Source organism: Limoniibacter endophyticus, from assembly GCF_014652835.1.
In the GTDB taxonomy this organism is placed as follows: domain Bacteria; phylum Pseudomonadota; class Alphaproteobacteria; order Rhizobiales; family Rhizobiaceae; genus Limoniibacter; species Limoniibacter endophyticus.
This window is the reverse complement of the sequence record NZ_BMZO01000002.1, coordinates 1-20,311: the sequence shown is the minus strand read 5'-3', so window position 1 is coordinate 20,311 and position 20,311 is coordinate 1. Positions and strand designations below refer to the sequence as shown.

The following is a 20,311-nucleotide window of genomic DNA, read 5'->3' as shown; positions in this document are numbered from 1 at the left end:
ACGGAGATAAAGATGGATTTCGGGATCAAAGGTAAGAAAGCACTCGTACTCGGCGCAAGCCGTGGCCTCGGGCGCGCCATCGCGAATGCGCTGCACGCCGAGGGGGTCGAAGTCATCGGTGCCGCACGCAATATTGGCGAAATCCAGACTATCTTTTCCAAGGCAGTGAGCGTCGATCTGTCTGACAAGGCCTCGGTCGCGGCACTCATCGAAGAGGTGAAAACACTCGATATCGATATTCTCGTCAACAACTCCGGCGGCCCTAAAGCTGGCCCGGCCCTGGGGCAAGACACGGAAGCTTGGGCGTCAGCTTTCGAAACCATGGCTTTGTCGCTTTTTGCCATCACCGAAGCGGCCCTTCCCCGAATGCTGGAAAGGAGATGGGGGCGTATCATCACCGTAGCATCATCCGGCGTGGTGCAGCCCATTCCGGGGCTTGCGCTTTCGAACGGCGTGCGCGCCGCCATTGCAGGCTGGTCGAAAACCCTTGCGACGGAGGTTGCAGCAAGCGGCATTACCGTCAACATGATCCTTCCCGGTCGCATCGCAACCGATCGCCTGCGCGAACTCAATCAAGGCAGGGCCGAACGCGTTAACGAAACATTGGAAACGATCGAAAAGAACTCGGCCGCGCAAATTCCGGCAGGCCGTTTCGGTAAACCGGAAGAATTCGGTGCTGTCGCTGCCTTCCTCGCCAGTCAGCAGGCTTCCTATCTCACCGGCTCCGCAATCCGTGTGGATGGCGGGCTGGTCAGCGGACATTGACAATCCACCTCCCATTGCGCCTACCGTCCAAGTAATGTAACAACATTACAAATTCATTGGTGAGACCAGCGTGACTTCCGCAGAACAACATTGCATCCGCTTCGACAATCTGACGCTCGGCTATCAAAGTCGGGCGGCAGTTCATCATCTATCGGGTGTCGTTCGCGAGGGTTCGTTGACGGCCATCGTTGGTGGCAATGGTTCGGGCAAGTCGACATTGCTCAAAGGCATTGTCGGCGTACTGAAGCCAATGTCGGGTACCTGCATCCGCCATGCTCGCCGCGACGTTGCCTATCTACCGCAGCAATCGGAGCTGGATCGCTCGTTTCCGGCCCGCGTCGTTGATCTTGTAATGATGGGTCTATGGCCCAAGCGAGGACTTCTGCGCCGTTTCAGCGGAGAAGATCACGACACCATTCTCAGAGCCATCCGCGAGGTTGGCCTTGAGGGCTTCGAGGAGCGCGATCTCGATACGCTGTCCGGAGGTCAGCTGCAACGCGCACTCTTTGCTCGTGTTATCGTGCAGGATGCGCCCATCATTCTTCTTGACGAGCCCTTCAACGCGGTCGATGCGCGCACGCTGCAGCATCTCATCGAACTGATCCAGAGCTGGCACCGCGGTGGTCGTACTGTTATGGTCGTGGTGCACGATCTGGAACTCGTCCGGCGCCATTTTCCCGAAACGCTGCTTTTGGCGCGTAGCCTCGTAAGCTGGGGAAAGACAGCAGACGCGCTGACCCCGGACAATCTCTTCCGCGCTTCCACGTTGCACGAAGCATGGGACGAAGATGCTCCCTGGTGCGAAGCCGAGTCAAAGCATGCACATGCGCGCGACGATCATGGACATGGGTCCGCGCATCACCATCATCATGACGCTGCCTGAATGAACATGCTCCACGCTTTTCTCGTCGCGCCTTTTGCCGACTATGTTTTCATGCAGCGTGCACTCTTCGGTTCGCTCCTGCTTTGTATCAGCGCTTGTCCGGTGGGCGTCTTTCTGATGCTGCGGCGCATGAGCCTGACTGGCGATGCCATGTCACATGCCATTCTGCCGGGTGCCGCTACGGGCTTCCTGCTCTATGGCCTGCAAATCATACCCATGACCATCGGGGGGTTGATCGCCGGCATGGTCGTGGCTCTCGGCTCCGGGCTCGTTTCCCGTCTCACCAGCCAACGTGAGGATGCCTCGCTCGCAGCCTTCTACCTGATTTCATTGGCATTAGGCGTCATGATCATCTCTTTGCGCGGATCGAGCGTCGATCTCATGCATGTGCTTTTCGGTACAGTGCTTGCACTCAATGATGACGCGCTGTTTCTGATCACCCTGATCACCGTCGTCACCATCGTCGCGCTCGGCATATTCTGGCGCGCCCTCGTCGCGGAATGCATGGACCCGCTCTTCCTGCGCTCTGTCTCGCGGCTCGGCACGCCCGTGCATTTCGTCTTCCTTGCCCTCGTCGTGCTCAATCTCGTCGGCGGCTTTCAAGCGCTCGGGACATTACTTTCGGTCGGACTGATGATGCTGCCTGCTGCTGGCGCCCGCTTCTGGGTCAATAGAGTAGCGCCGTTGTGTGCGCTGGCCATCGGCTTCGGCATGATCTCCTGCATCGCAGGTCTGCTTCTGTCATATCACATCGCGCTACCATCCGGCCCGGCGATCGTGCTGACGGCTGGCGCGATCTATCTTGCCTCGATCATCGTTGCGCCACGGGGCCTCATCCGCAGCCGCAACGCAAATCGCCATCACCGGGCCGCCTGAACGAAACCGTCAAGCGCTCAGCGCCTATTCCGTCAGCAAACAAAAAGGCCCGGCATAACACCGGGCCTTCGTCTATTTTCAACTCTTCCTCCTGTGTCAGGAAAGGCGATGCCCCTTCAGCCCGTAGAAGGCTATGTAAAGGTAGCAGACGACCGGCAGGATGAACGCATGCTGAATGCCTATGGTATCGGCCAGAAGACCCTGCAGGACCGGCAGGAGCGCGCCGCCCACAATAGCAAGGCAGAGGATACCCGAGCCCTGGCTTGTATGGCGGCCAAGTCCGCGCAATGCCAGACTGAAGATCGTCGGGAACATGATCGAGTTGAACAAACCTATGGCCAGGATCGTTCCCATTGCCACCTGCCCGGAGAGCGAGATCGTCAGTAGCAGCAGGATAATGGCGACGACGGCGTTAAATGCGAGCGCCTTGCCATCATCGATATAACGCATGGCGACAGCACCGATGAAGCGACCAACCATCGCGCCACCCCAGTAATAGGTAACGTAGTTCGCTGCCTGCGCTTCTGAAAGACCGGCAATTGTCGGCTCGGCCAGAAAGTTGACGAGAAAACTGCCAATGGCAACCTCTGCGCCCACATAGACGAAAATGCCGATCGCGCCAAGGATGAGATGCGGATACGCGAAAGCCGAAGAGCGCTCCTGCCCGGTCGTCTGGTGGTTTTCTTCCTCTTCGACATGCGGCAGCTTCAACGCTGCGAAAATTGCTGCCAGCACCAGAAGGGCCGCAGCAAGAATGAGATAGGGAAACTTGACGGCGTCGGCTTCCGTTACACGCAGCGCTTCGAGTTGGTCAGGCGACGCCCCTTCCATCCCCGATACTGCCGCCGAGAGGATGAGCATCGAACCGAACATCGGCGCCAGCGTCGTTCCCAGTGAATTGAACGCTTGTGTCATGGTGAGGCGACTTGCTGCCGTCTCCGGTGAACCGAGTTCCGTCACATAAGGGTTTGCAGCCACCTGAAGAATGGTGATGCCGGTCGCCAGAACGAACAATGCGCCAAGGAAGAGCGCGTAGACGCGTATGCTCGCCGCTGGGATAAACAGGAGGCAGCCGAGTGCGGCGATGGCGAGGCCAACCACGATGCCCCATTTATAGCTGATGCGCTTGACCAGCGCACCTGCCGGCAGCGACACAAGGAAATACGCACCGAAGAAGCACAGCTGGATCAACATTGACTGCGTGTAGTTGAGTTGGAAGACATTACGCAGATGCGGGATGAGGATATCGTTGAGGCAGGTGATAAAGCCCCACATGAAAAACAGCGACGTCAGTGCTACGAGCGCGAAACGATAATTTGCTCCGCTGCCGCGCGCCGCCGCGGCCTGGCTTGAGGAATTGCCAACTGAAAACCCTCTTGGCATAAATTGGGTGGATGCCGCAAAGTGCCGCGGCGCGATTTTCAAACCGGTTTAATCAGAAAGAATTGCTTTCGGCATCTACCGAGATACTATTCTGCGCGCATGCCTGCTATGCACTATTGCAAGAACATCAATGCGGCCAGCGCAGCCATCGAAAATCATAAGGCTTCAATGTAACGGGGAGCACGCCATTCTGCGGAGCCTCCACCTCTTCTCCCAATAGGGGCAGGAGCCCTTTACTATTGCCTATGCCGTTCAATTCGACCCGAGCCTGCATGGTTTTTCCAGACAGGTTGTGGATCGTCAGAACGTCCTCCTCCGCTGAGCGCCAAGCAAGCCCCAGCACAGCTTCTTGCCCGCACTCCAGGACCTGCCAATCTCGCTGCCCAATCTGCGAATGTTTCTGCCGTACTTCCGAAAGCATACGCAGATGTTCCAGCAGCGAACCCTCGCCGCCGTCCTGCGCCTCCGCATTGATATTGTTAAAGCCGTAAGGACCTGCCTCGATCATCGGCTGGACCAGGGCTGCCTTGGGTGCCGCCGAAAAGCCGCCATTGCGCCCAGCCGTCCATTGCATTGGCGAGCGTACCGCATTGCGCCCTTCGATCCGCAGATCTTCACCCATACCTATTTCATCGCCATAACACACGATAGGCGCGCCCGGCAGGGCAAAGAGAAGACTATAGGCCATGCGCAACCGAGCCGCGTCTTCTAACATTGGCGCCAGACGTCGACGTATGCCGCGCCCGTAAATCCGCATCTCGTCACGCGGCGCAAACAGGTCGAGAACGCGGTTCCTCTGTTCCTCATCGAGCCGCTCGAGGTCCGCCTCGTCCAGATTGCGCAGGAAATTGGCCCATTGACCGTTCTCTGGCGCAGGTGGCAGACGCGACAGCGCCTCCCGTAACGAGAGGGCATCTTCTGTCGCAAGCGCAAGCATCAGGTAATTGTTCAGGAAGAAGTTGAACATCATGTTCAACTGAGCGCCGTCGAAAAAGCTGGCGAGCTTGTTTTCGTCTTCATCCACCTCCCCCAGCACCATGGCGTCCGGCTTGCGCCGCGTTATGTGCGCATAGAGTTCGCGCAACGCCGCGTGCGACGGATCTCCCTGCCCCGCCGGATCCAGCGGATTCTCGACCAGATGGGATGCAGCATCAATGCGGAAGCCAGCAATGCCGAAGCTGAGCCAGAAATCCGCCACCCGCTTCAATTCTTCCAGGACTTGCGGATTTCGGTGGTTCAGGGTGGGCTGGAAGCTGTAGAAACGGTGGTAGTAAAAAGCGCCGGCAACATTGTCGAAAGTCCAGATGCTGTTCTCCTCGCCGGGGAACATTGCCGCCTTTCCTGGCGCCGGTCTGGGAGGATGCTCACTCCAGACATAGTAATCACGATAGACGGATTCCGAATCGTGTCGTGACGCCTGAAACCACGGATGATCCGAGGAGGTATGATGTGCCACAAGGTCGAGGACCACACGGATACCCAGCTCTCCTGCACGATGGATAAATTCGAGAAACTCAGAAAGCTGGCCGTATTTCTCCGCAATCCGATAGTAATCGGTAATATCATAGCCATTGTCCTGGTCCGACGACGCATAGAAAGGTAAAAGCCAAATACAATTCACCCCCAGACGTGAAAGATAAGGCAGCTTGGCGGTTAAACCCGGAAAGTCGCCCACGCCGTCCTTGTTGGAATCAAAAAATCGTTCCACGTCTACGCCGTAGATCACGGCATGCTTCCACCAATATTCCTGCACGTTCGGCCTCTTTCGACAATGCTGCACCTGCCTGGGAACAAACGAATGGCAAGCTCGGTTCCTCTTCGACCATTGTGGGAGACAGGAATGCAACCGCTCGGAAAACATATATGGGCCATTGCCGAAGGCTATATTCCTTCGACGAGCCACGGCCCCGCGCCCGAACTTACTAGCCATGAAGCTGCTTGCCTGTTGAACTGCGCCGACACTCCGGCCAAGGCAAATTTAATGATCTATTTCACGGATCGCGAACCTGCCGGGCCTTACGAGGTTGAAATTCCGGCCCGGCGCACGCTGCATCTACGCTTCAATGATCTGGAGGATCCCGAACCCATTCCCCGCGATACCCCCTATGCCTGCGTCCTCCGCTCGGACCAGCCGATCGTGGTCCAACACACCCGCCTCGACAGCCGCCAGGCTGAGAATGCACTGATGACAACCATTGCCTACTCCGAGGGTTGAGCAATGAGGCAGATCGGTTATCACGCTTCTCACGAGCAATTCGCTCCGTCCGAGCTGCTCGATCTGGTTCGATTGGCCGAAGCCGCAGGGTTTGATGCCATAATGTCGTCTGACCATCTTGCTCCCTGGGGCGCAAAACAGGGCCAATCGGGCTTCGCATGGTCTTGGCTTGGTGCCGCAATGCAGGCAAGCCGCCTGCCCTTCTCAATTGTCACCACGCCCATTGGTATTCGCTATCATCCGCTTCTGATTGCACAGGCGGTCGCAACCCTGGCAGCGATGTATCCTGACCGGCTGACCATTATCCTGGGCAGTGGCGAGGCGTTGAATGAGCGGCCTTTTGGTATTGGCTGGCCAGCGAAGGATGAGCGCGTGGCGCGACTGGAGGAAAGCGTCGCGATTATCAGGGCGCTGTTTCGCGGGGAAGAGGTTACGACCCGAGGCTTTCACCGGCTTGAAAATGCCCGCCTCTATACTTTGCCGGCTCAGGCTCCGGCGATTTACGCGGCAGCGCTCAGTCTGGGAACTGCGCATCGCGCAAGTGGATGGGCGGATGGCCTGGCGACTATCAACATGCCTTCCAGCCGTTTGCGTGCCATTATCGACGCTTTCCGTGAAGGGGCAGGGGAAGAAAAACCGATCCACGTCCAGGTGCATCTTTCCTATGCCGATGATCTGGAAAAGGCGCAGCACAATACGCTCGAGCAATGGAAGACCAATGCGCTACCCGCTCCGATCGCGGCGGAACTGTACTCGCCCCAGATGTTCGACGACGCCACGCAGCATCTACGCATCGAAGACCTGGAGGAAAGCGTTCTTATCTCTCCTTCTCCGTCACAGCATGCGGACTGGGTTCAGCAGATATTCGAACTGGGCGCCGATTGCGCGCTCCTGCACAATGTCGGTCGCAATCAGCAGGAATTCATCAAGGCATTCGCCGAAAAGGTTTTGCCACAGTTCAAGGGCATCTAGCTTTCCAGCTCAACCGTGCGCAAGTTGGCCCACGTGCCCCCTGGTAGCGACTTGTTCCCGGTCATGGCAGCGGGGCGATCAATCCTTCGCCTCGTTGTCTGCCCGCTGTAGTACCGGCAGATGAACCGCGTTCTCTCGAAGGGCACCTACGTGGATGAACCTATGCAGGCCATTCAGAAGTCTGCGGGGAGCAGGTAGATCTGCCCCCCAGCAATAGAGGCGTTCAGTTTTTATGAGATCAGCTCGAACGTAGGCAGGGGATATTTCGACGCGCTTTCTTGCTTAATGGTCCTGACCGACGCCCCCGAAATCAGGGATTCAGGGTCATGTGTAAGGATCCGCGCAAGCATAGTAGCACCCTCGAGCAACTCGATTTCCGCAAGAACGATCGGAACCTCGTCATTGAAGGCCGGATGATTTGGTCGCCTGACGAGAGAGAAAGAAACAACTGTCCCTTTTCCCTCGGCCTCGAATGATTCCAATTCAGAAGAGCCGGTGTACGGACAGATAGGGCGTGGATAGAAGAACGGCCTGTTACTGCCAACGGCCCGCTGGAGAAGAATTTTGCCTTCGTCTCGCCAGGCAGTCAGGAAAGCACGATTATCTTCGTCCTCATAGGGGCGTGGATGGTCTAAAAATTCAGTCATTGAACGCTCTCCAGTACAATTGTGCTTGCCGAAAGACCATGCCCATAACCAACCATGCCATAGCCCGCGACCAAACCTCGCGAAGCATTCTTGACCTGCCTGCCCTCACCCTCACCACGAAGCTGGCGAACGGCTTCAGTGACGCTGAGCAGCCCCCCGGCTATGCCAGCTTGGCCGCAAGACAATTGCCCGCCCCCAGTATTCAGAGGCACAGACCCTTCCCAATTGAACGAGTTTTCAGCCAGATACTGGCTCACTTCTCCTTTTTTGCAGAATCCCAGATCTTCCAGCTGGATCGCGACCATGATCGGGTAATCGTCATAGAGCTGCACAAAGTCCATGTCTTCCGGACCGTAGCCGGCATCGTCATACAAACGTTTTGCAAACCGTGACCAGCCTCCTTCAAGTGGAGCGATTTCCATCGGCGGATAGTTGTGTTGCTCGTATCCTGTGACGATCTTGACGCCTTTCCCGGGCTTGCTCCGGTCCAGACTGGAAACGATGACCGCTTCCGCGCCCGCACAGGGAAGAACGCAGTCGTAAAGACGAATAGGATCCGCGATCATCCGGGAGTTTATGTAATCCTCGATCGTCATGTCCCCACGTAAAAGAGCTCTATCGTTCTTTTGCGCGCTCTGACGTTGTCCGACAGAAATTCGACCAAGGTCCTCAACGCGTGTGCCGTAGGTTTCCATATGCTTACGCTGAATGATGCCGAAAAGTCCGTTCGCTCCCCCGAAACCCAGCGGCGTACCGTAGTTTTTCAACCCGCGGCTAAAATTGTCCATGAGTTTGAAATGGCCACCAACATCGTAATTGTCGCCTGCGATACAGAGAACCGTGGTGGCCTGGCCGCTTTCGATAGCATGAACCGCGTTAATGATGCTGGCAACGGGGCCGGCACTGCCCGCAGTACCTAGATAGGCCCAGGAAATCGACAGGCCCATCTGCTCCGCTGCTGTGACAGTATTGTCCGGCGGAAGCTCGAACGAGCTAATCGCAAGCCCATCCACATCAGAGAATTTCAGCCCTGCATTATCAAGTGCGTGACGTGCTGCCTCAGATAGGAAAGAGAACAAGGTCCGGTTGGTTTTTTTCTCGTATTGTGTCGCACCGTAGCCAACAATACCGATTTGACTATTCTTTTGCATCGTATCCTCAAATTATCCTCAGTTCCCGCAGCCGCTCCAACTCGGCGACATTCAGCCCCAATTGCTGGCAAAAAATTTCCTCGTTCGCTTCTCCGGGAGTTTGTCCAGCCCATCGTATGCTTCCAGGCGTGTCTGATAGTTTTGGCGTTGGCGCCGGCATCCGTATTTTGCCGAGATGCGCGTCGACAACCGTGGCGATAGCCTCACGCGCGGCGACGTGAGCATCTGAAAATACATCCTGTATCTGATTGACCTTGCCGGCCACGACACGGTGCGCACGCAATAGCTCGAGCGCTTCAGCAGTCGATTGTTCCACCATCCAATCCGCGACTTCCTTGTCTATTAGGTCACGGTTCTCAACCCGGAGAGCCATAGTTTTGAAACGCGGATCCGCAATCAGATCAGGACGCCCCATGGCATTCGCCAACCCTTCATAGATGCTCTGTGAGCCACAACTGATCGCAATCGCGCCTCCGTCCGCCGTAGGGTAGACGTTGCGAGGAACATCTTCTTCCATCTGATTGCCGAGAAGCGGTTTTCCAACGCCCGTCTGATCGAACCGGACTACGAGAGATTCGATGATGCGGAGAATGGGCTCATAAAGCGCAACATCGATGATCTGACCTGAACCCGTCTTTTCACGCTGATGAAGGGCGGCCAGTGCACCAAATGCGCCAAAAATACCTGCGAGATAGTCGCCCATTGGAAAGGCCGACACCATAGGTCCCTTATCTGGATGTCCCGTGAACGAAGAGAGGCCGGAGAATGCTTCGGCAATCGTGGCATATCCGCCTTCCTGGCTTTTAGGTCCGTTCTGCCCCCAACCGCTTACGCGAACCCATATGACCCTAGGAAATAATTCACGAAGTTCCAGCGGCGACAGACCCCACCGTTCCAGTGTTCCGGGACGGAAATTCTCGATTACAATATCGCTTTCGCCAATAAGACGAAGCGCGATTTCTCGACCTTCGGAACGGGAGATATCGAGCGTGACGGCGTGTTTATTGCGCGCCATCGTCTTCCACCACAAGGGGACCTCTTCCTTATGGGGAGGCCATTCACGCAGAGCATCCGGTTTGCCGGGTTTTTCGACCTTGATGACCTGCGCACCAAAATCACCAAGCATCGATCCGATAAAAGGGCCTGCAAGCATTGAGCCAAGCTCTAGCACCTTAAGATCGCCGAGAGCGGATTGCTCCGTTTCATTGTGTCTCTGAGACATCATTCCCCACTTTTACTTTTGCGATTCAGCGACACGATCCAGGCCGACGAACCAATCGAGTATCAGGACTGCGATAATGGCCACGTAGATCGTGGCAGCAGAAATTGCCGCGAGCATTGGATCGACGGCGTATTGGACGTAGTTGAACAGCTTCACCGGAATTGGCTGCAGTTCGGCAGTGACGTTGAATATCGAGAGTTCAACATTGATCCAGGAAATGATGAAGGCGAACAGTCCACCAGCCACCAAGCCTGGCTTAATGATCGGCAAGGTGATCAGGAAAAACGTATCAACCGCATTGCCGCCCAGGTCGTAGCTGGCTTCCTCTAGCGACTGGTCAAAACGTTCGAGAGAGGCAAGCACCGTCCGCAATACATACGGCACGACGATCACTGTGTGCCCAACCGCCAGTGCGAAGAAGGTCCGGGCGAAGCCAAGAGCGTTCGCATATTGCAGGAGCGCTGCCCCGATGACGATCGTTGGCAAGATCAAAGGCGCGATGAATATCGCATTGAGGGCTCGCCTACCCTTGATGCTGCTCCTGGAGATAACAAGCGCCGTCAGGACACCGATCAGAAGAGACAGAACCGTTGCGACCGAAGCGATCGCGACACTTGTCCCGATCGACGTCAGATAAGAGAAATCTTCCAGGAACTGCGCGTACCAACGGAGCGTAAACCCGCTCGGTGGGAATTGGAGAAACTCCGTTTCGGTGAAAGACGCGCCAACAATAATTGCCAGCGGGATAGTCAGAAACGCGAGTCCTAGCCAGGCAATGATGATTACCGCTGCACGTGCTGCACGATCCAAAAATCTCATGACCGTCCTCCAGTACCTGCGGCTGAGCGTCGCTCAATAAAGAGAAGATAGAGCGCGATAAGAAGTAGTGTCACGACCAGGAGAGCTATCGCGAGTGCTGCGCCAAAATTGTAATTAAACAGCGTTGCGTAATTGTCGAAGATAGGCATCGCAAAGACCGCAACTCGACCACCACTCATGATCGCCGGAACGACGTAGGCGCTTACTGCGAGCGTGAATACGATCAGTGAACCAGCGATTACTCCTGGCAGACTGAGCGGGAGCGTAATGTGAAAAAAGGTGGATATGCGCGTGCTGCCCAGATCGAGCGAGGCCTCGAAAAGCGAGCGGTCTATGGTCTGAAGAACGCTTGATACGGTGAGCACCATAAATGGCACAAGAATGTAGGTCAGGCCGATCACAACGGCCAACTCGTTGAACAAGAGCGGCATGGGTCGGGCGAGGACGCCAGTCCCCACCAACAGATCATTTACCAATCCCTGTCGGCCCAGGAGAATGAGCCAGCCGAATGAACGAACGATATTGCTCGTGAAAAGGGGCATGATCACCAAAAGATAACAAAGGCGGCGCATGCCTCTGCTTTTGACGTAGAAGACAATGTAATAGGCGATGGGATAACCGACCAAAAACGATATGATCGTGGAGATCAGCGAGAGCTTGAACGTCGTAAAGAGGATGCCGGGGTAATATCCATCAGCCACGATCTTGCGATAATGATCGAGCGTCCACGCGCCCTCCGAATTCTGCAGGCTGGTAACGGCTGTAACCAAAAATGGCACCAGAAAGAACGCCGCCATAAAGGCCAGCGGCAGAGCTATGAGAATTGCTGCCCAGAACGATCTGATCCTCATCGTGACAGCACCTGACCAGCATCTTTCGCCCATGTGAGAAACACATTTTGCCCCGGGGCATATTGTGTGCCCGTTGCAGCGGAAGGAAATTGGCAAACGAACTCGGTATCGTTCACATTCACGATCAGCCGCGTGGAATTACCTACGAAGACGACGTCTCGTATAAGGCCGGCGACGCTTAAACTCTCGCTGTCACTTGAAGATTCATAGGGTGAGACACGAATGGCCTCGGGGCGGAGCAGGTAGATCGCTTTTGCCGCTGTCCTGTCGGCCTCGGAACGTTCTACCTTGACTGCGCCACCAGCGGCAACGAGATGCCCGTCGATCTCCCTGCACTCCAGAAGATTGGCGTCGCCGATGAAATCGGCGACGTAGCGGCTAGCGGGATTATGATAAATCTCCCTGCCCGTACCAATCTGAACGATCTCACCAGCTTCCATCACCGCGATCCGATCCGCCATGACCAACGCCTCCTCCTGATCATGAGTGACGAAGATGAAGGTCATTCCCAGGGACTGTTGAAGGGTCTTGAGCTCAATCTGCATTCGCTTTCGAAGCTTGAGGTCAAGTGCGCCAAGCGGTTCGTCAAGCAGCAGAACCTTGGGCCTGTTTGCAATCGCCCGCGCTAGTGCCACCCGCTGCTGCTGGCCGCCAGAAAGTTGTGACGGATACCTGTCTTTGAAGTCTTTCATGCCAACAGTGGCAAGACTTTCATCTGCTAGTTTAGCCGCAGCTGCTTTCTTCTGGCCATTTCGTCTCGGTCCATAGGCAACATTTTCTCCCACGGTCAGATGGGGGAAAAGCGCGTAATTTTGAAAGACAGTATTCACAGGCCTTTGATTGGGCTGCAGATATCGCATCGATTTCCCGTCGAGCAGGATTTCACCCTGCAACCCGTCAATGAAACCGGCAATAGATCTCAGAAGCGTCGTCTTCCCACAGCCACTGGGTCCCAAAAGCGCTAGAAATTCGCCTTCGTGAACGTCGAGCGATACATCCTTCAGCGCTGTGAAGTCGCCATAACGTTTCCGCAAATTTCTTACACTGATGAAACTGGCCATAGGACAATCCTGGGTTAAGCGGGGATCTGAATTTTCATTAGGGGGACGTGGTGCTGGCAACCATACATATCACCATCCCCGGCAGCCCCCTGTGCACGCGGCCGCACGATGGTGACTTTTATCGCCATTGCCTGCTCGACGTGGAAGAACGACGATATTTGTGAAGCTGCTAATCCGTAGGCTTTGGCAACCGTCTCAGGGGTCAAGCCGCCGCTGTCGCGGACGCGTTCATATCTCGCACGATCAGTAAACATGACATCGAATGTTATCCTGTAGGGACCTGCATTCTTACTGCGTACGATATCGGCAACTTCGAAGAGTGCGCTTGTACTCATTTCAGGTCCTCGATGTGTACTGGAAACATTTCTAAGGGCGATGACACCTTCATCAGGTGATAAGCGCTAAACTCATAGTGCGGACCGACATCGATATCCGACGGGGAGTATGGAAAGGCGAGATTCCCGGACGGATTAATCACGTCTGGATAATGGAAATGGAGGAGGCCGCCACTGATCTGATGGCAGACAGCGTGAGCAAGTTCCTGGTTATCAGCGACAATATCGATGACCAATCCCAGCTCGCGAGCTTCGAGCTTCCCAGTCTCGAGTTCTTTCATTACACCGTCCCGTCCATAGACGTGGAAAGTGATCATTGGGGTCTCGGGAGCAAAATACTCGACTGCCCTCGCGCGAATTTCCTCGAGGATAGTATCAACGTTTTCTACCAGCGTTGGGCAACGCATTCCGGCAATTGCTATCGAGCGATAACCAGCAAGGCGCGCACCTTCCAGCTTTACGAAGTACTCTTCAGTCTCATCTATACGAGCACCGGTCACCTTCACCTGCCGATCTCCAACCTGTTCGAACTGACAGTTGGAAAGATCCATCACGTGACCTGGACCACCTTGGTGAAAAGGATTCTCTCTCTCATATAGCGAATGCGCGGCTACGGACTTAATCGAGGCGCGACGGTTAATGCTGCCAGGCTCGAGAATGAAGTGGTCTTTCTTCAGCGTCCCCAGCATGACATCCATTGCAAAGGGCTCGGCAGAAAAAGCACCGCATTCGAGAATCTTACCCATGTGAATCGCAAGAGCTGGATCGGCTCCCCGCCAAATTGGAAACGACGCGATTACAGAATCATCACAAGCGCGGCCAGCGATAATAACTTCCGCACCTTTCTCGAGCGCATCGCAGATTGGCTCATGGCCCATTTGCGCAACGAGGCTGCAGGTTTGGTCCAACAGCGCTTCTGTTAGCGGCGTTCCCGCTTCGAAATCATGAACCTCGCCGCGTTTCAGGGCCTGCTTTGCTCGTTCGATTGGAATGTCCGCATAGATCCAGGCAAGTTTAAGCTCGATGCCGAGCTCTGACACGATACTCCGAACCAGGGCGACCGTCCTATCGACCTGAGGCCCGGTTCCCGCGCCGCCGGCACTCCCGACAATAAGCGGGATTCCCGCTTTCTTCGCCTCAGATATCAGCTGCTTCAGCTCCTTGCGGATGCTGTAGTCCGAAACCAGTGGCTTGTTCGAGCCAAGATACGAAGGTCCAGGATCGGTCGAGCCTGCATCGACGGCAATAACCGCAGGATTCAGTGACATTCCGCGCGAGAGCGCCTCTGCGCCAAATCCGTAGCCTAAAGTACCAGTTGGAGTCAATACTGTGATTGACACTTCACTATTCATCGAGATGAAACCTCTTAAGCAAATCAAACCTTGAGATTACCATTTTTCTTAAGGTTTGCGGACAACTGTTCCTGCAAAGAGAACGCGATCAGCTTACGAAGTCAAATTCCGATTCAAATCTCAGACATAACTTTTTGATATGTCTGCTCGTTCTGGATCTCACTGATCCGCTTTTAAAGACTGCTCCAGTGTGGCGATCGTCGAATGGAGCTCTTTCTGTACGTGGCCAATCAACGCCTTTGCGCTTAGGGATACTTCTCTAAAGCTTGGCGTGACGATCCAGATATCCTGGCGGATATTCTCAGCCAGTGGCTTAACGACAAGTTCGTCTTTCCGGAATCCGACGGTGCTAATAGGGTCAACGATGGCGCATCCCAGCCCCGAAGCCACAAATGAACAGATCGCTTCTGAAAGCTGCGCTTTAAGCACGACCTCCCGGGCAATTCCGTTCTCTGTAAAAGCGCGATCAATATCGACCTGCGCCCCATCTTCGTCCGCGAGAGTAATGAGTTTTTCATTTTCCAGGTCACGTATGGAAACAGATTTCTTGCCCGCCAGCCGATGACCCACTGGCAATATGCAAACAGCGCTCATCGAACACATAAGGGAGAACTGAACTCCAGGCCGGTCTATTTTGGCCATGCCAAACCCGACGTCGACACCCTGCGAAGCTACTCGGTCGACCAGAAGCCATGAGTTTCTGCTCGACAGGTTCACTTTCATATGCTTCCCCGTTAGAAAGCTCGCCAAAATCGGCGGCAAAACCCGGGTTCCCAACGACGGAAATGTTACGAGGTCGATTTCGCCATAGTCGAAGCTTCGAATTGCTTTGGCGCGGGCAGAAATGCTCTCGATGCCCATGAAGACACGCTCGACTTCGGCAAAGAGCATTTCACCCTCTGCCGTGGGCACGACACCATTCTTTTGTCGATGAAACAATTGGAAGCCGCACTTGTCCTCCAATATCATGATCAGCTTGCTCACTGCTGGCTGCGTGAGATTTAACTTCTCGGCAGCCCTGGTGAAGCTGCCAAACTCCATGATGGTCCTAAATGCTTCGAGCTGCCTGACGTTCATAACTTTTTTTTATCTCAGCTATCTAGATTGCTATTTGATGTTCCCGCTCCTGTAAGTAACCTATTTCCAGATTAATAAAAATAAAGAACGAAGGGAGTAAAATAATGGGAATTCGTACTATCGCGTTTGCTTCAATTGGAGCGATGTCATGCGCAGCGGCAATGCCAGCGAGTGCACAGGAAGCCATCACCGTCGCCACATATGGCGGCGAGTGGGGAGCCGCAATGCAAACCTGTATCATCGGGCCATTCACAGAAAAAACAGGGATCCGCGTTACCCCTGAACCCGGCGTATCGGGTGTCACCCTCAGCAAGCTGCTCCAGCAACAAAATGCGCCCGCGATCGACGTTGCATGGCTCGATGGCGGCGTTTCAGAACAAGCTGCGGCACAAAAGGTTGTAGCTGCGCTCGACCCTGCCAAGATCACCGGCATTGAAGCGATGATTGATGAAGGGATCTACAAGGATGGCGAAGGAAAGATTTTCGCCCTCAGCACGGGCTTTTACTCTGTCGGCCTGGCCTACAATACCGACGAAGTGGAAAATGCCCCTACAAAATGGTCCGACCTATGGAATGACGACTACGCCGGCGCCGTAACCTTCCCCAGCCCCGCCAACGCAATGGGGGTGCCTTTTCTTGCACAGCTGGCAAAGCAGAAAAACGCCGACCTTACAGATCTTGATCCAGTTCTCGAAGAGTTGAGAACCCTTCAGGTGGCTGCATATTTTGACACTGCTGGCTCTGGAACGAACTTATTCCAGAGCGGTGAAGCGATCATTGGAGCGCATTACGCAAACTCAGTCTACGCGATGCGTGACCAGGGGCTTTCGGTTGATTTTGCCATTCCTGAAGGGGGTGCAATCGGGGGAGATATTCGCATTCATCTTGTCGCCAACACGCCTCATCAGGAAGCAGCAGAACAATTTGTCGATTTCGCAGTCAGCGAAGATGCCGCTCAGTGCATGTCTGAGCGGATCTTTGTTGGACCAGCCACGCAGGGCGTTGAGTTAAACGAGAACGCAAAAGCCCGGATGCCATGGGGAGCGACAGGAACAATCAAAGATCTTGCACTGCCCGACTGGAACAACATAAACGAGAATCGTGCCGCCGTCATTGAGGCGTTCAATCGTAACGTTGCGCGTAGATAAGCGTCGAAACTTTATTGATGGCGGATGTAAAATTCCGCCCTCAGCAATCGTAGCCCCTGGTCGATCATTCTATTTCAAGGAGGGTTTCTTCGGGACTTGACCCGTATCTTCCCAACTCGGGAGCCAGTCCGTCTCAGCATAATTCCCGCCTCTTGCCGAGAGGTTGCTGCCCGACTCAAGAATAAGCCGTGATGCCGGAAAGTTTTTTGCGGGCCGCCGATCGATATTCCCGCGGCACGGGACGTAGCCGGATCGCGAGCTGTTTGAAATTGCTGACCGTTGCCTATCGCGGCGCGAGTGCGGTCGCACCCAATGCTCCGATGATCGTCATGAGCCGCCGAACCCTATTCGCTCGGCCAGCAATAGCATCGGTCTCACGGGAGATGTCACCCATAGGTTGCTCCAATTGGTGTGGATCGGCAACCGTATCTGCGAGCGACTTACATCGCCGACGAAAGGTCATTTGGATCGAGTCTTTACGAACCTGTCGCAGCAGGTCGAGTTTGGACAGAGCTTCGCCCCGGCGGAGTGCGATCCGGCTCTCAAGGCAGAAGGCCCGCATCTGGTTGATCAGGCGGGTTTCGGTTTGATCATCTCGCCCCGCCCCCGGTGCACAATAAAGGGTTATTCATGCGGTAGCGTAGCCCTATTTAACCGTCCCGCGTGTAAAGCGATATTCAACGCTTGGAGCCGAACTTCTCTTTTCGGGCTTGCTCCTAGCAAAGCTGGCTAATCGTCGCGCTGCTTAACCCGAATTCTCGGCTCGAGCTTTTGAATGTTTCTCCCGCGAGATTTCGCTCGTATAATTTCGCTCGTATATTTGACTGCTCCGGTCCTGCAATCGCCATCGATATTGGCTACGATCGAATTTCGCACGTTCCTCTTCGGTCCACACCTTGTAACTCTCTTTGCCAGTTACTCGGTTTCGATAACGAACAACGAAGCGACCATCCACAATACCACGGTTATCGTACGCTCCATTTTTGAACTGAACGAACTTACCCAACTCCAATTTTTGTCTTTCCTGCCCAATTTAATGCTTGAAACAATTTTCACGGTGCCATTGAAGAAAATGTGGATGGGGCCTTTCGAATGGTCGAGATGGCACGATGGCTTTGCCGGTCTTGTTGAGCAGACCTTGAATACTTTCGGCGTCGTTCGCTTGTCGCGAAATCAGGATTTCAAGCTCGTCGGACAAACTGATAAGCCCCCGATCAAACATCCAGTGCGCAGTGCCTGAGAGAGCGATGCCGTTGGCAAGGATATCGGGCCCGTTTGCCTCCACAGGCCTGATATGCGCGGCATCAACTTCAGCACGCCCGCCGCCGTTGATGAGCTTCAGGCCGGTGATTGCACACCGTTTATCATAGGCCTGCAGAACGAGCCGGCGAAATAGCCTATTACGAACGATCCGCGACGAAAGTCGCATGACGCGATCACGCTCTTGTTCAAACATAAATGGGGCTTGTGCTGCCTCTTCAAACCCATCCCCTGAGAACGTCGCGACCGTTTCATCTAGTCGAGGCAGTTCGAGTTCACGCTCGTCCAGTCCAATCGACACAATGCGATTGAAATCTGCCACGGAAATTGGTCGCACCGCCGCCTGTGCTCTACCGGAGAGCCGGCCCTCCTCATTCAAAACACCGCGCTCAATAACACCATCCGGCCCGCTGAAAGGAACGGCATTGATGAAATCGAGATAAGTGTTTGGCTCGATCAGCGCCAGATACATCCCGGATGCCTTCGGGTCTGGGATAACCTGGGCGATTTTAGCCACAGCAAAATAGCCGCGCGTTGCCACGACCTTGCGTGGCTCATAATAGACGATCCAATCCCCGACACAGGCTTGGACGCGACCGAGATATTGCCGCGGGAACTGATTGTTCCGCTGGGCTATCGTCGTAAATCGAATCTGAGCGATGAATAAAGACTCCGAATCCCATGCTTGACACTTAGCACAGCGACGCCTCCGCGGAATATCCGTTTCATCTTTCGAAATGAAATCGTTCGACAATTTAGAATTCGTTTACCACGTGGCCTTAGCAGGCCACGCCCCGGCGCTGGTGTCGGCGAAGAATGCGAATCTATCCTGAAAATCAAGCTGCTTCCTCTCTCGATTTCCAGCGCAAGATTTCGGAGTTCTGCGATGTACGCGTGGCGCTACTAGTAAGGCAGATCGCCTGATCGCACTACCGACGGTTTCAGGAACTACGAGCCGTCTCGCCTGATACTGGATCAGGCAGATGCGACTGGCTGACGCCGTGCTTGCGGCAAAGCTCCGAGACCGGCGTGCCTGCCTCGTGCTCCTTCAGAATGCCGATGATTTTGTTCGTCCGAGAAACGGTTGCGCTTCATTGCCTGGTCCTCTCAATGGGCCAGAGCTTACTTCAAAATGGATTATTTCAACGGGGCAAGGTCAGCTTCAACCAGACCATGCAGGCGGAGGCCGACAAAGCCCGCGCCACCATGGCGAAGCTGATGGCTGATATTCAGGGTATGGCCTCAACCGTGATGGCTCCGACGATCCGGCCAAAGCTGGATATGTCCGGTATTTCCGGTGTCCACGCCGACGTAGGCGTCGAGTGACGATGCGGCGGCGGGCAAACTGCCGCCCATCCTCACTTCCTTTCCTGCCGATCTAAGTGTGTCTCCACCAGAAAGGTAGCGATTGCCCCTGCCGTGTTAACCGCGAGGCTGGCATGACGAGGAGACGGACGCACTGGCAGTTTTCCTCCGCGACCGTGCGCATCGGATAAGCGATTTCGCAATGTGCCAATCCCGTTTACGAGGTTCATAGCACCGCCTAAGATCGCCTTGATCGGTTCCTCGGTGTGCTGATCGGGAGCAAGGTTGAGCGCCTTCGCGGCGTTGCTGTAGAGCTTCGGCAGATCATCCTTTTCCGAATATGATTTGCCTGTCTCAACGAGAATGCGCTTGGAAACAGTCTCAAGCAACGTTCGGGCCACTGTGATTGCACCTTCGGGATCAGTGTTTCTACGAGCAATGGCTTTTCCCCAAACTGCGTGCACACCGTCAGCGTCAAAGGTTTGCAACGCGTCCGATGTAATCTGATCGCTGGGAGCAGATTTTTGCCTTCGAGGTAGTCGATGACCGGCGTGAACGCGGCGCTGATGATCAGACGGCGTTCGGCATAGGTGCCTGCCTCATTCTTGATAAAGGTCCAGAACGCATCCAAGTTTCGGTACGTACGCACAAACGCCGGAAGCAGGTCACGGATTGCCGTAGTGCTCATGAATTCTCGACGCAGGTTCATAAATGCAATTGTCGGCGGAACCGCCCGTTGCGGAGGCAATAAGGATGCCCTCCATCATGGTTACCTGGTCCAGTATCGAACTTGGTATGTCGTCTAGGTCCATTGTCGCTTCCTCGCCACGCTCTCCATAATCCATGTAGCAAGCCGCTCCGGCCTTCGGCCAGTGGGGTAGGGCGCTATTCGGCCGAGACTTATTCCCAAGCGTCGCATTTCCCGTCGCGGTGGCGCACTAGGAGCGCACGGCTTCCCCACGACAAAAGCCCCGGCGCTGTTGCGTCCG

At 55.0% G+C, this 20,311-nt stretch carries 19 protein-coding genes and 2 pseudogenes; 7 read left to right on the top strand and 14 right to left on the bottom strand.

Annotated elements, in window-relative coordinates; all coding sequences use genetic code 11:
- Positions 1-12 precede the first annotated feature (12 nt).
- The 3 genes from IE151_RS02640 (at position 13) to aztB (ending at position 2,524) form a co-directional block, all read left to right on the top strand.
- Complete coding sequence (locus tag IE151_RS02640) at positions 13-765, top strand: SDR family oxidoreductase (protein WP_189487671.1); 753 nt, start codon at positions 13-15, stop codon at positions 763-765.
- A 70-nt stretch (positions 766-835) separates the two neighbouring features.
- Positions 836-1,648, top strand: coding sequence for a zinc ABC transporter ATP-binding protein AztA (gene aztA, locus IE151_RS02635; protein ID WP_189487670.1), 813 nt, complete (start codon positions 836-838; stop codon positions 1,646-1,648).
- Positions 1,649-2,524, top strand: coding sequence for a zinc ABC transporter permease AztB (gene aztB / locus IE151_RS02630; protein ID WP_189487668.1), 876 nt, complete (start codon positions 1,649-1,651; stop codon positions 2,522-2,524). It begins immediately after the preceding gene.
- A gap of 96 nt (positions 2,525-2,620) precedes the next feature.
- Here the strand turns inward: aztB and fucP are convergent, their stop codons facing one another.
- Both fucP and IE151_RS02620 read right to left on the bottom strand, forming a co-directional pair.
- Positions 2,621-3,907: an L-fucose:H+ symporter permease gene (gene fucP / locus IE151_RS02625; protein ID WP_189487666.1), complete on the bottom strand. Its 1,287-nt coding sequence runs from the start codon at positions 3,905-3,907 to the stop codon at positions 2,621-2,623.
- 127 nt (positions 3,908-4,034) lie between these two features.
- Positions 4,035-5,633 carry an alpha-amylase family protein gene (locus IE151_RS02620; RefSeq protein ID WP_244636582.1) on the bottom strand — a complete coding sequence of 533 codons (1,599 nt, stop codon included), beginning with the start codon at positions 5,631-5,633 and terminating at the stop codon, positions 4,035-4,037.
- A 114-nt stretch (positions 5,634-5,747) separates the two neighbouring features.
- Between IE151_RS02620 and IE151_RS02615 the strand changes: the two genes are divergently transcribed.
- Together IE151_RS02615 and IE151_RS02610 are read left to right on the top strand one after the other, a co-directional pair.
- Complete coding sequence (locus tag IE151_RS02615) at positions 5,748-6,122, top strand: sensory rhodopsin transducer (protein ID WP_189487661.1); 375 nt, start codon at positions 5,748-5,750, stop codon at positions 6,120-6,122.
- Between the two features lie 3 nt (positions 6,123-6,125).
- A complete protein-coding gene (locus tag IE151_RS02610) occupies positions 6,126-7,094 on the top strand; it encodes a TIGR03885 family FMN-dependent LLM class oxidoreductase (protein WP_189487659.1) in 969 nt (322 codons plus the stop codon).
- Between the two features lie 230 nt (positions 7,095-7,324).
- On the opposite strand, the gene IE151_RS02605 is transcribed toward IE151_RS02610, so the two are convergent.
- The 9 genes from IE151_RS02605 to IE151_RS02565 all read right to left on the bottom strand — a co-directional run bounded on the left by IE151_RS02605 (position 7,325) and on the right by IE151_RS02565 (position 15,609).
- A complete protein-coding gene (locus IE151_RS02605; protein ID WP_189487657.1) occupies positions 7,325-7,741 on the bottom strand; it encodes a Zn-ribbon domain-containing OB-fold protein in 417 nt (138 codons plus the stop codon).
- Positions 7,738-8,892: a thiolase family protein gene (locus IE151_RS02600; RefSeq protein WP_189487654.1), complete on the bottom strand. Its 1,155-nt coding sequence runs from the start codon at positions 8,890-8,892 to the stop codon at positions 7,738-7,740. The genes IE151_RS02605 and IE151_RS02600 overlap by 4 nt, the downstream gene beginning before the upstream one ends.
- A gap of 7 nt (positions 8,893-8,899) precedes the next feature.
- Positions 8,900-10,117 carry a CaiB/BaiF CoA transferase family protein gene (locus IE151_RS02595; RefSeq protein WP_189487652.1) on the bottom strand — a complete coding sequence of 406 codons (1,218 nt, stop codon included), beginning with the start codon at positions 10,115-10,117 and terminating at the stop codon, positions 8,900-8,902.
- 9 nt (positions 10,118-10,126) lie between these two features.
- Positions 10,127-10,933, bottom strand: coding sequence for an ABC transporter permease (locus IE151_RS02590; protein ID WP_189487650.1), 807 nt, complete (start codon positions 10,931-10,933; stop codon positions 10,127-10,129).
- Positions 10,930-11,784 (bottom strand): ABC transporter permease, encoded by an 855-nt coding sequence (locus tag IE151_RS02585; RefSeq protein WP_189487648.1) that lies wholly within the window; start codon positions 11,782-11,784, stop codon positions 10,930-10,932. Before IE151_RS02585 ends, IE151_RS02590 begins: the two co-directional genes overlap by 4 nt.
- Complete coding sequence (locus IE151_RS02580; protein ID WP_189487646.1) at positions 11,781-12,845, bottom strand: ABC transporter ATP-binding protein; 1,065 nt, start codon at positions 12,843-12,845, stop codon at positions 11,781-11,783. Before IE151_RS02580 ends, IE151_RS02585 begins: the two co-directional genes overlap by 4 nt.
- Before the next feature lie 14 nt (positions 12,846-12,859).
- On the bottom strand, positions 12,860-13,180 hold the full coding sequence (locus tag IE151_RS02575; protein ID WP_189487643.1) for a DUF4387 domain-containing protein: 321 nt from the start codon (positions 13,178-13,180) through the stop codon (positions 12,860-12,862).
- The gene (locus IE151_RS02570; RefSeq protein ID WP_189487641.1) at positions 13,177-14,532 is read right to left on the bottom strand and encodes an acyclic terpene utilization AtuA family protein; all 1,356 of its coding nucleotides are present in this window, start codon (positions 14,530-14,532) and stop codon (positions 13,177-13,179) included. The genes IE151_RS02575 and IE151_RS02570 overlap by 4 nt, the downstream gene beginning before the upstream one ends.
- Before the next feature lie 159 nt (positions 14,533-14,691).
- Positions 14,692-15,609 carry a LysR substrate-binding domain-containing protein gene (locus tag IE151_RS02565; protein WP_189487639.1) on the bottom strand — a complete coding sequence of 306 codons (918 nt, stop codon included), beginning with the start codon at positions 15,607-15,609 and terminating at the stop codon, positions 14,692-14,694.
- Between the two features lie 104 nt (positions 15,610-15,713).
- Here IE151_RS02565 and IE151_RS02560 point away from each other — a divergent pair, with 104 nt between their 5' ends.
- Positions 15,714-16,757, top strand: a complete 1,044-nt coding sequence (locus IE151_RS02560) for an extracellular solute-binding protein (protein ID WP_189487637.1) — start codon at positions 15,714-15,716, stop codon at positions 16,755-16,757.
- A 1,033-nt stretch (positions 16,758-17,790) separates the two neighbouring features.
- On the opposite strand, the pseudogene IE151_RS02555 reads toward IE151_RS02560, so the two are convergent.
- Both IE151_RS02555 and IE151_RS02550 read right to left on the bottom strand, forming a co-directional pair.
- Positions 17,791-18,700 (bottom strand): annotated as a pseudogene (locus IE151_RS02555) (HNH endonuclease).
- Positions 18,701-18,997: 297 nt separating this feature from the next.
- Positions 18,998-19,112: pseudogene (locus tag IE151_RS02550) on the bottom strand (transposase); the annotation flags it as partial.
- Between the two features lie 15 nt (positions 19,113-19,127).
- Between IE151_RS02550 and IE151_RS02545 the strand changes: the two are divergent.
- Complete coding sequence (locus IE151_RS02545) at positions 19,128-19,343, top strand: hypothetical protein (RefSeq protein WP_189487635.1); 216 nt, start codon at positions 19,128-19,130, stop codon at positions 19,341-19,343.
- A gap of 32 nt (positions 19,344-19,375) precedes the next feature.
- On the opposite strand, the gene IE151_RS17675 is transcribed toward IE151_RS02545, so the two are convergent.
- On the bottom strand, positions 19,376-19,786 hold the full coding sequence (locus IE151_RS17675; protein ID WP_487343531.1) for an abortive infection family protein: 411 nt from the start codon (positions 19,784-19,786) through the stop codon (positions 19,376-19,378).
- Positions 19,787-20,311: the final 525 nt, after the last annotated feature.

Coding starts and splice junctions, on each gene's coding strand:
- IE151_RS02640 (WP_189487671.1), top strand. CDS start 13: ATGGATTTCGGGATCAAAGGTAAGAAAGCACTCGTACTCGGCGCAAGC.
- aztB (WP_189487668.1), top strand. CDS start 1,649: ATGAACATGCTCCACGCTTTTCTCGTCGCGCCTTTTGCCGACTATGTT.
- fucP (WP_189487666.1), bottom strand. CDS start 3,907: ATGCCAAGAGGGTTTTCAGTTGGCAATTCCTCAAGCCAGGCCGCGGCG.
- IE151_RS02615 (WP_189487661.1), top strand. CDS start 5,748: ATGCAACCGCTCGGAAAACATATATGGGCCATTGCCGAAGGCTATATT.
- IE151_RS02610 (WP_189487659.1), top strand. CDS start 6,126: ATGAGGCAGATCGGTTATCACGCTTCTCACGAGCAATTCGCTCCGTCC.
- IE151_RS02605 (WP_189487657.1), bottom strand. CDS start 7,741: ATGACTGAATTTTTAGACCATCCACGCCCCTATGAGGACGAAGATAAT.
- IE151_RS02600 (WP_189487654.1), bottom strand. CDS start 8,892: ATGCAAAAGAATAGTCAAATCGGTATTGTTGGCTACGGTGCGACACAA.
- IE151_RS02595 (WP_189487652.1), bottom strand. CDS start 10,117: ATGATGTCTCAGAGACACAATGAAACGGAGCAATCCGCTCTCGGCGAT.
- IE151_RS02590 (WP_189487650.1), bottom strand. CDS start 10,933: ATGAGATTTTTGGATCGTGCAGCACGTGCAGCGGTAATCATCATTGCC.
- IE151_RS02585 (WP_189487648.1), bottom strand. CDS start 11,784: ATGAGGATCAGATCGTTCTGGGCAGCAATTCTCATAGCTCTGCCGCTG.
- IE151_RS02580 (WP_189487646.1), bottom strand. CDS start 12,845: ATGGCCAGTTTCATCAGTGTAAGAAATTTGCGGAAACGTTATGGCGAC.
- IE151_RS02575 (WP_189487643.1), bottom strand. CDS start 13,180: ATGAGTACAAGCGCACTCTTCGAAGTTGCCGATATCGTACGCAGTAAG.
- IE151_RS02570 (WP_189487641.1), bottom strand. CDS start 14,532: ATGAATAGTGAAGTGTCAATCACAGTATTGACTCCAACTGGTACTTTA.
- IE151_RS02565 (WP_189487639.1), bottom strand. CDS start 15,609: ATGAACGTCAGGCAGCTCGAAGCATTTAGGACCATCATGGAGTTTGGC.
- IE151_RS02560 (WP_189487637.1), top strand. CDS start 15,714: ATGGGAATTCGTACTATCGCGTTTGCTTCAATTGGAGCGATGTCATGC.
- IE151_RS02545 (WP_189487635.1), top strand. CDS start 19,128: ATGGGCCAGAGCTTACTTCAAAATGGATTATTTCAACGGGGCAAGGTC.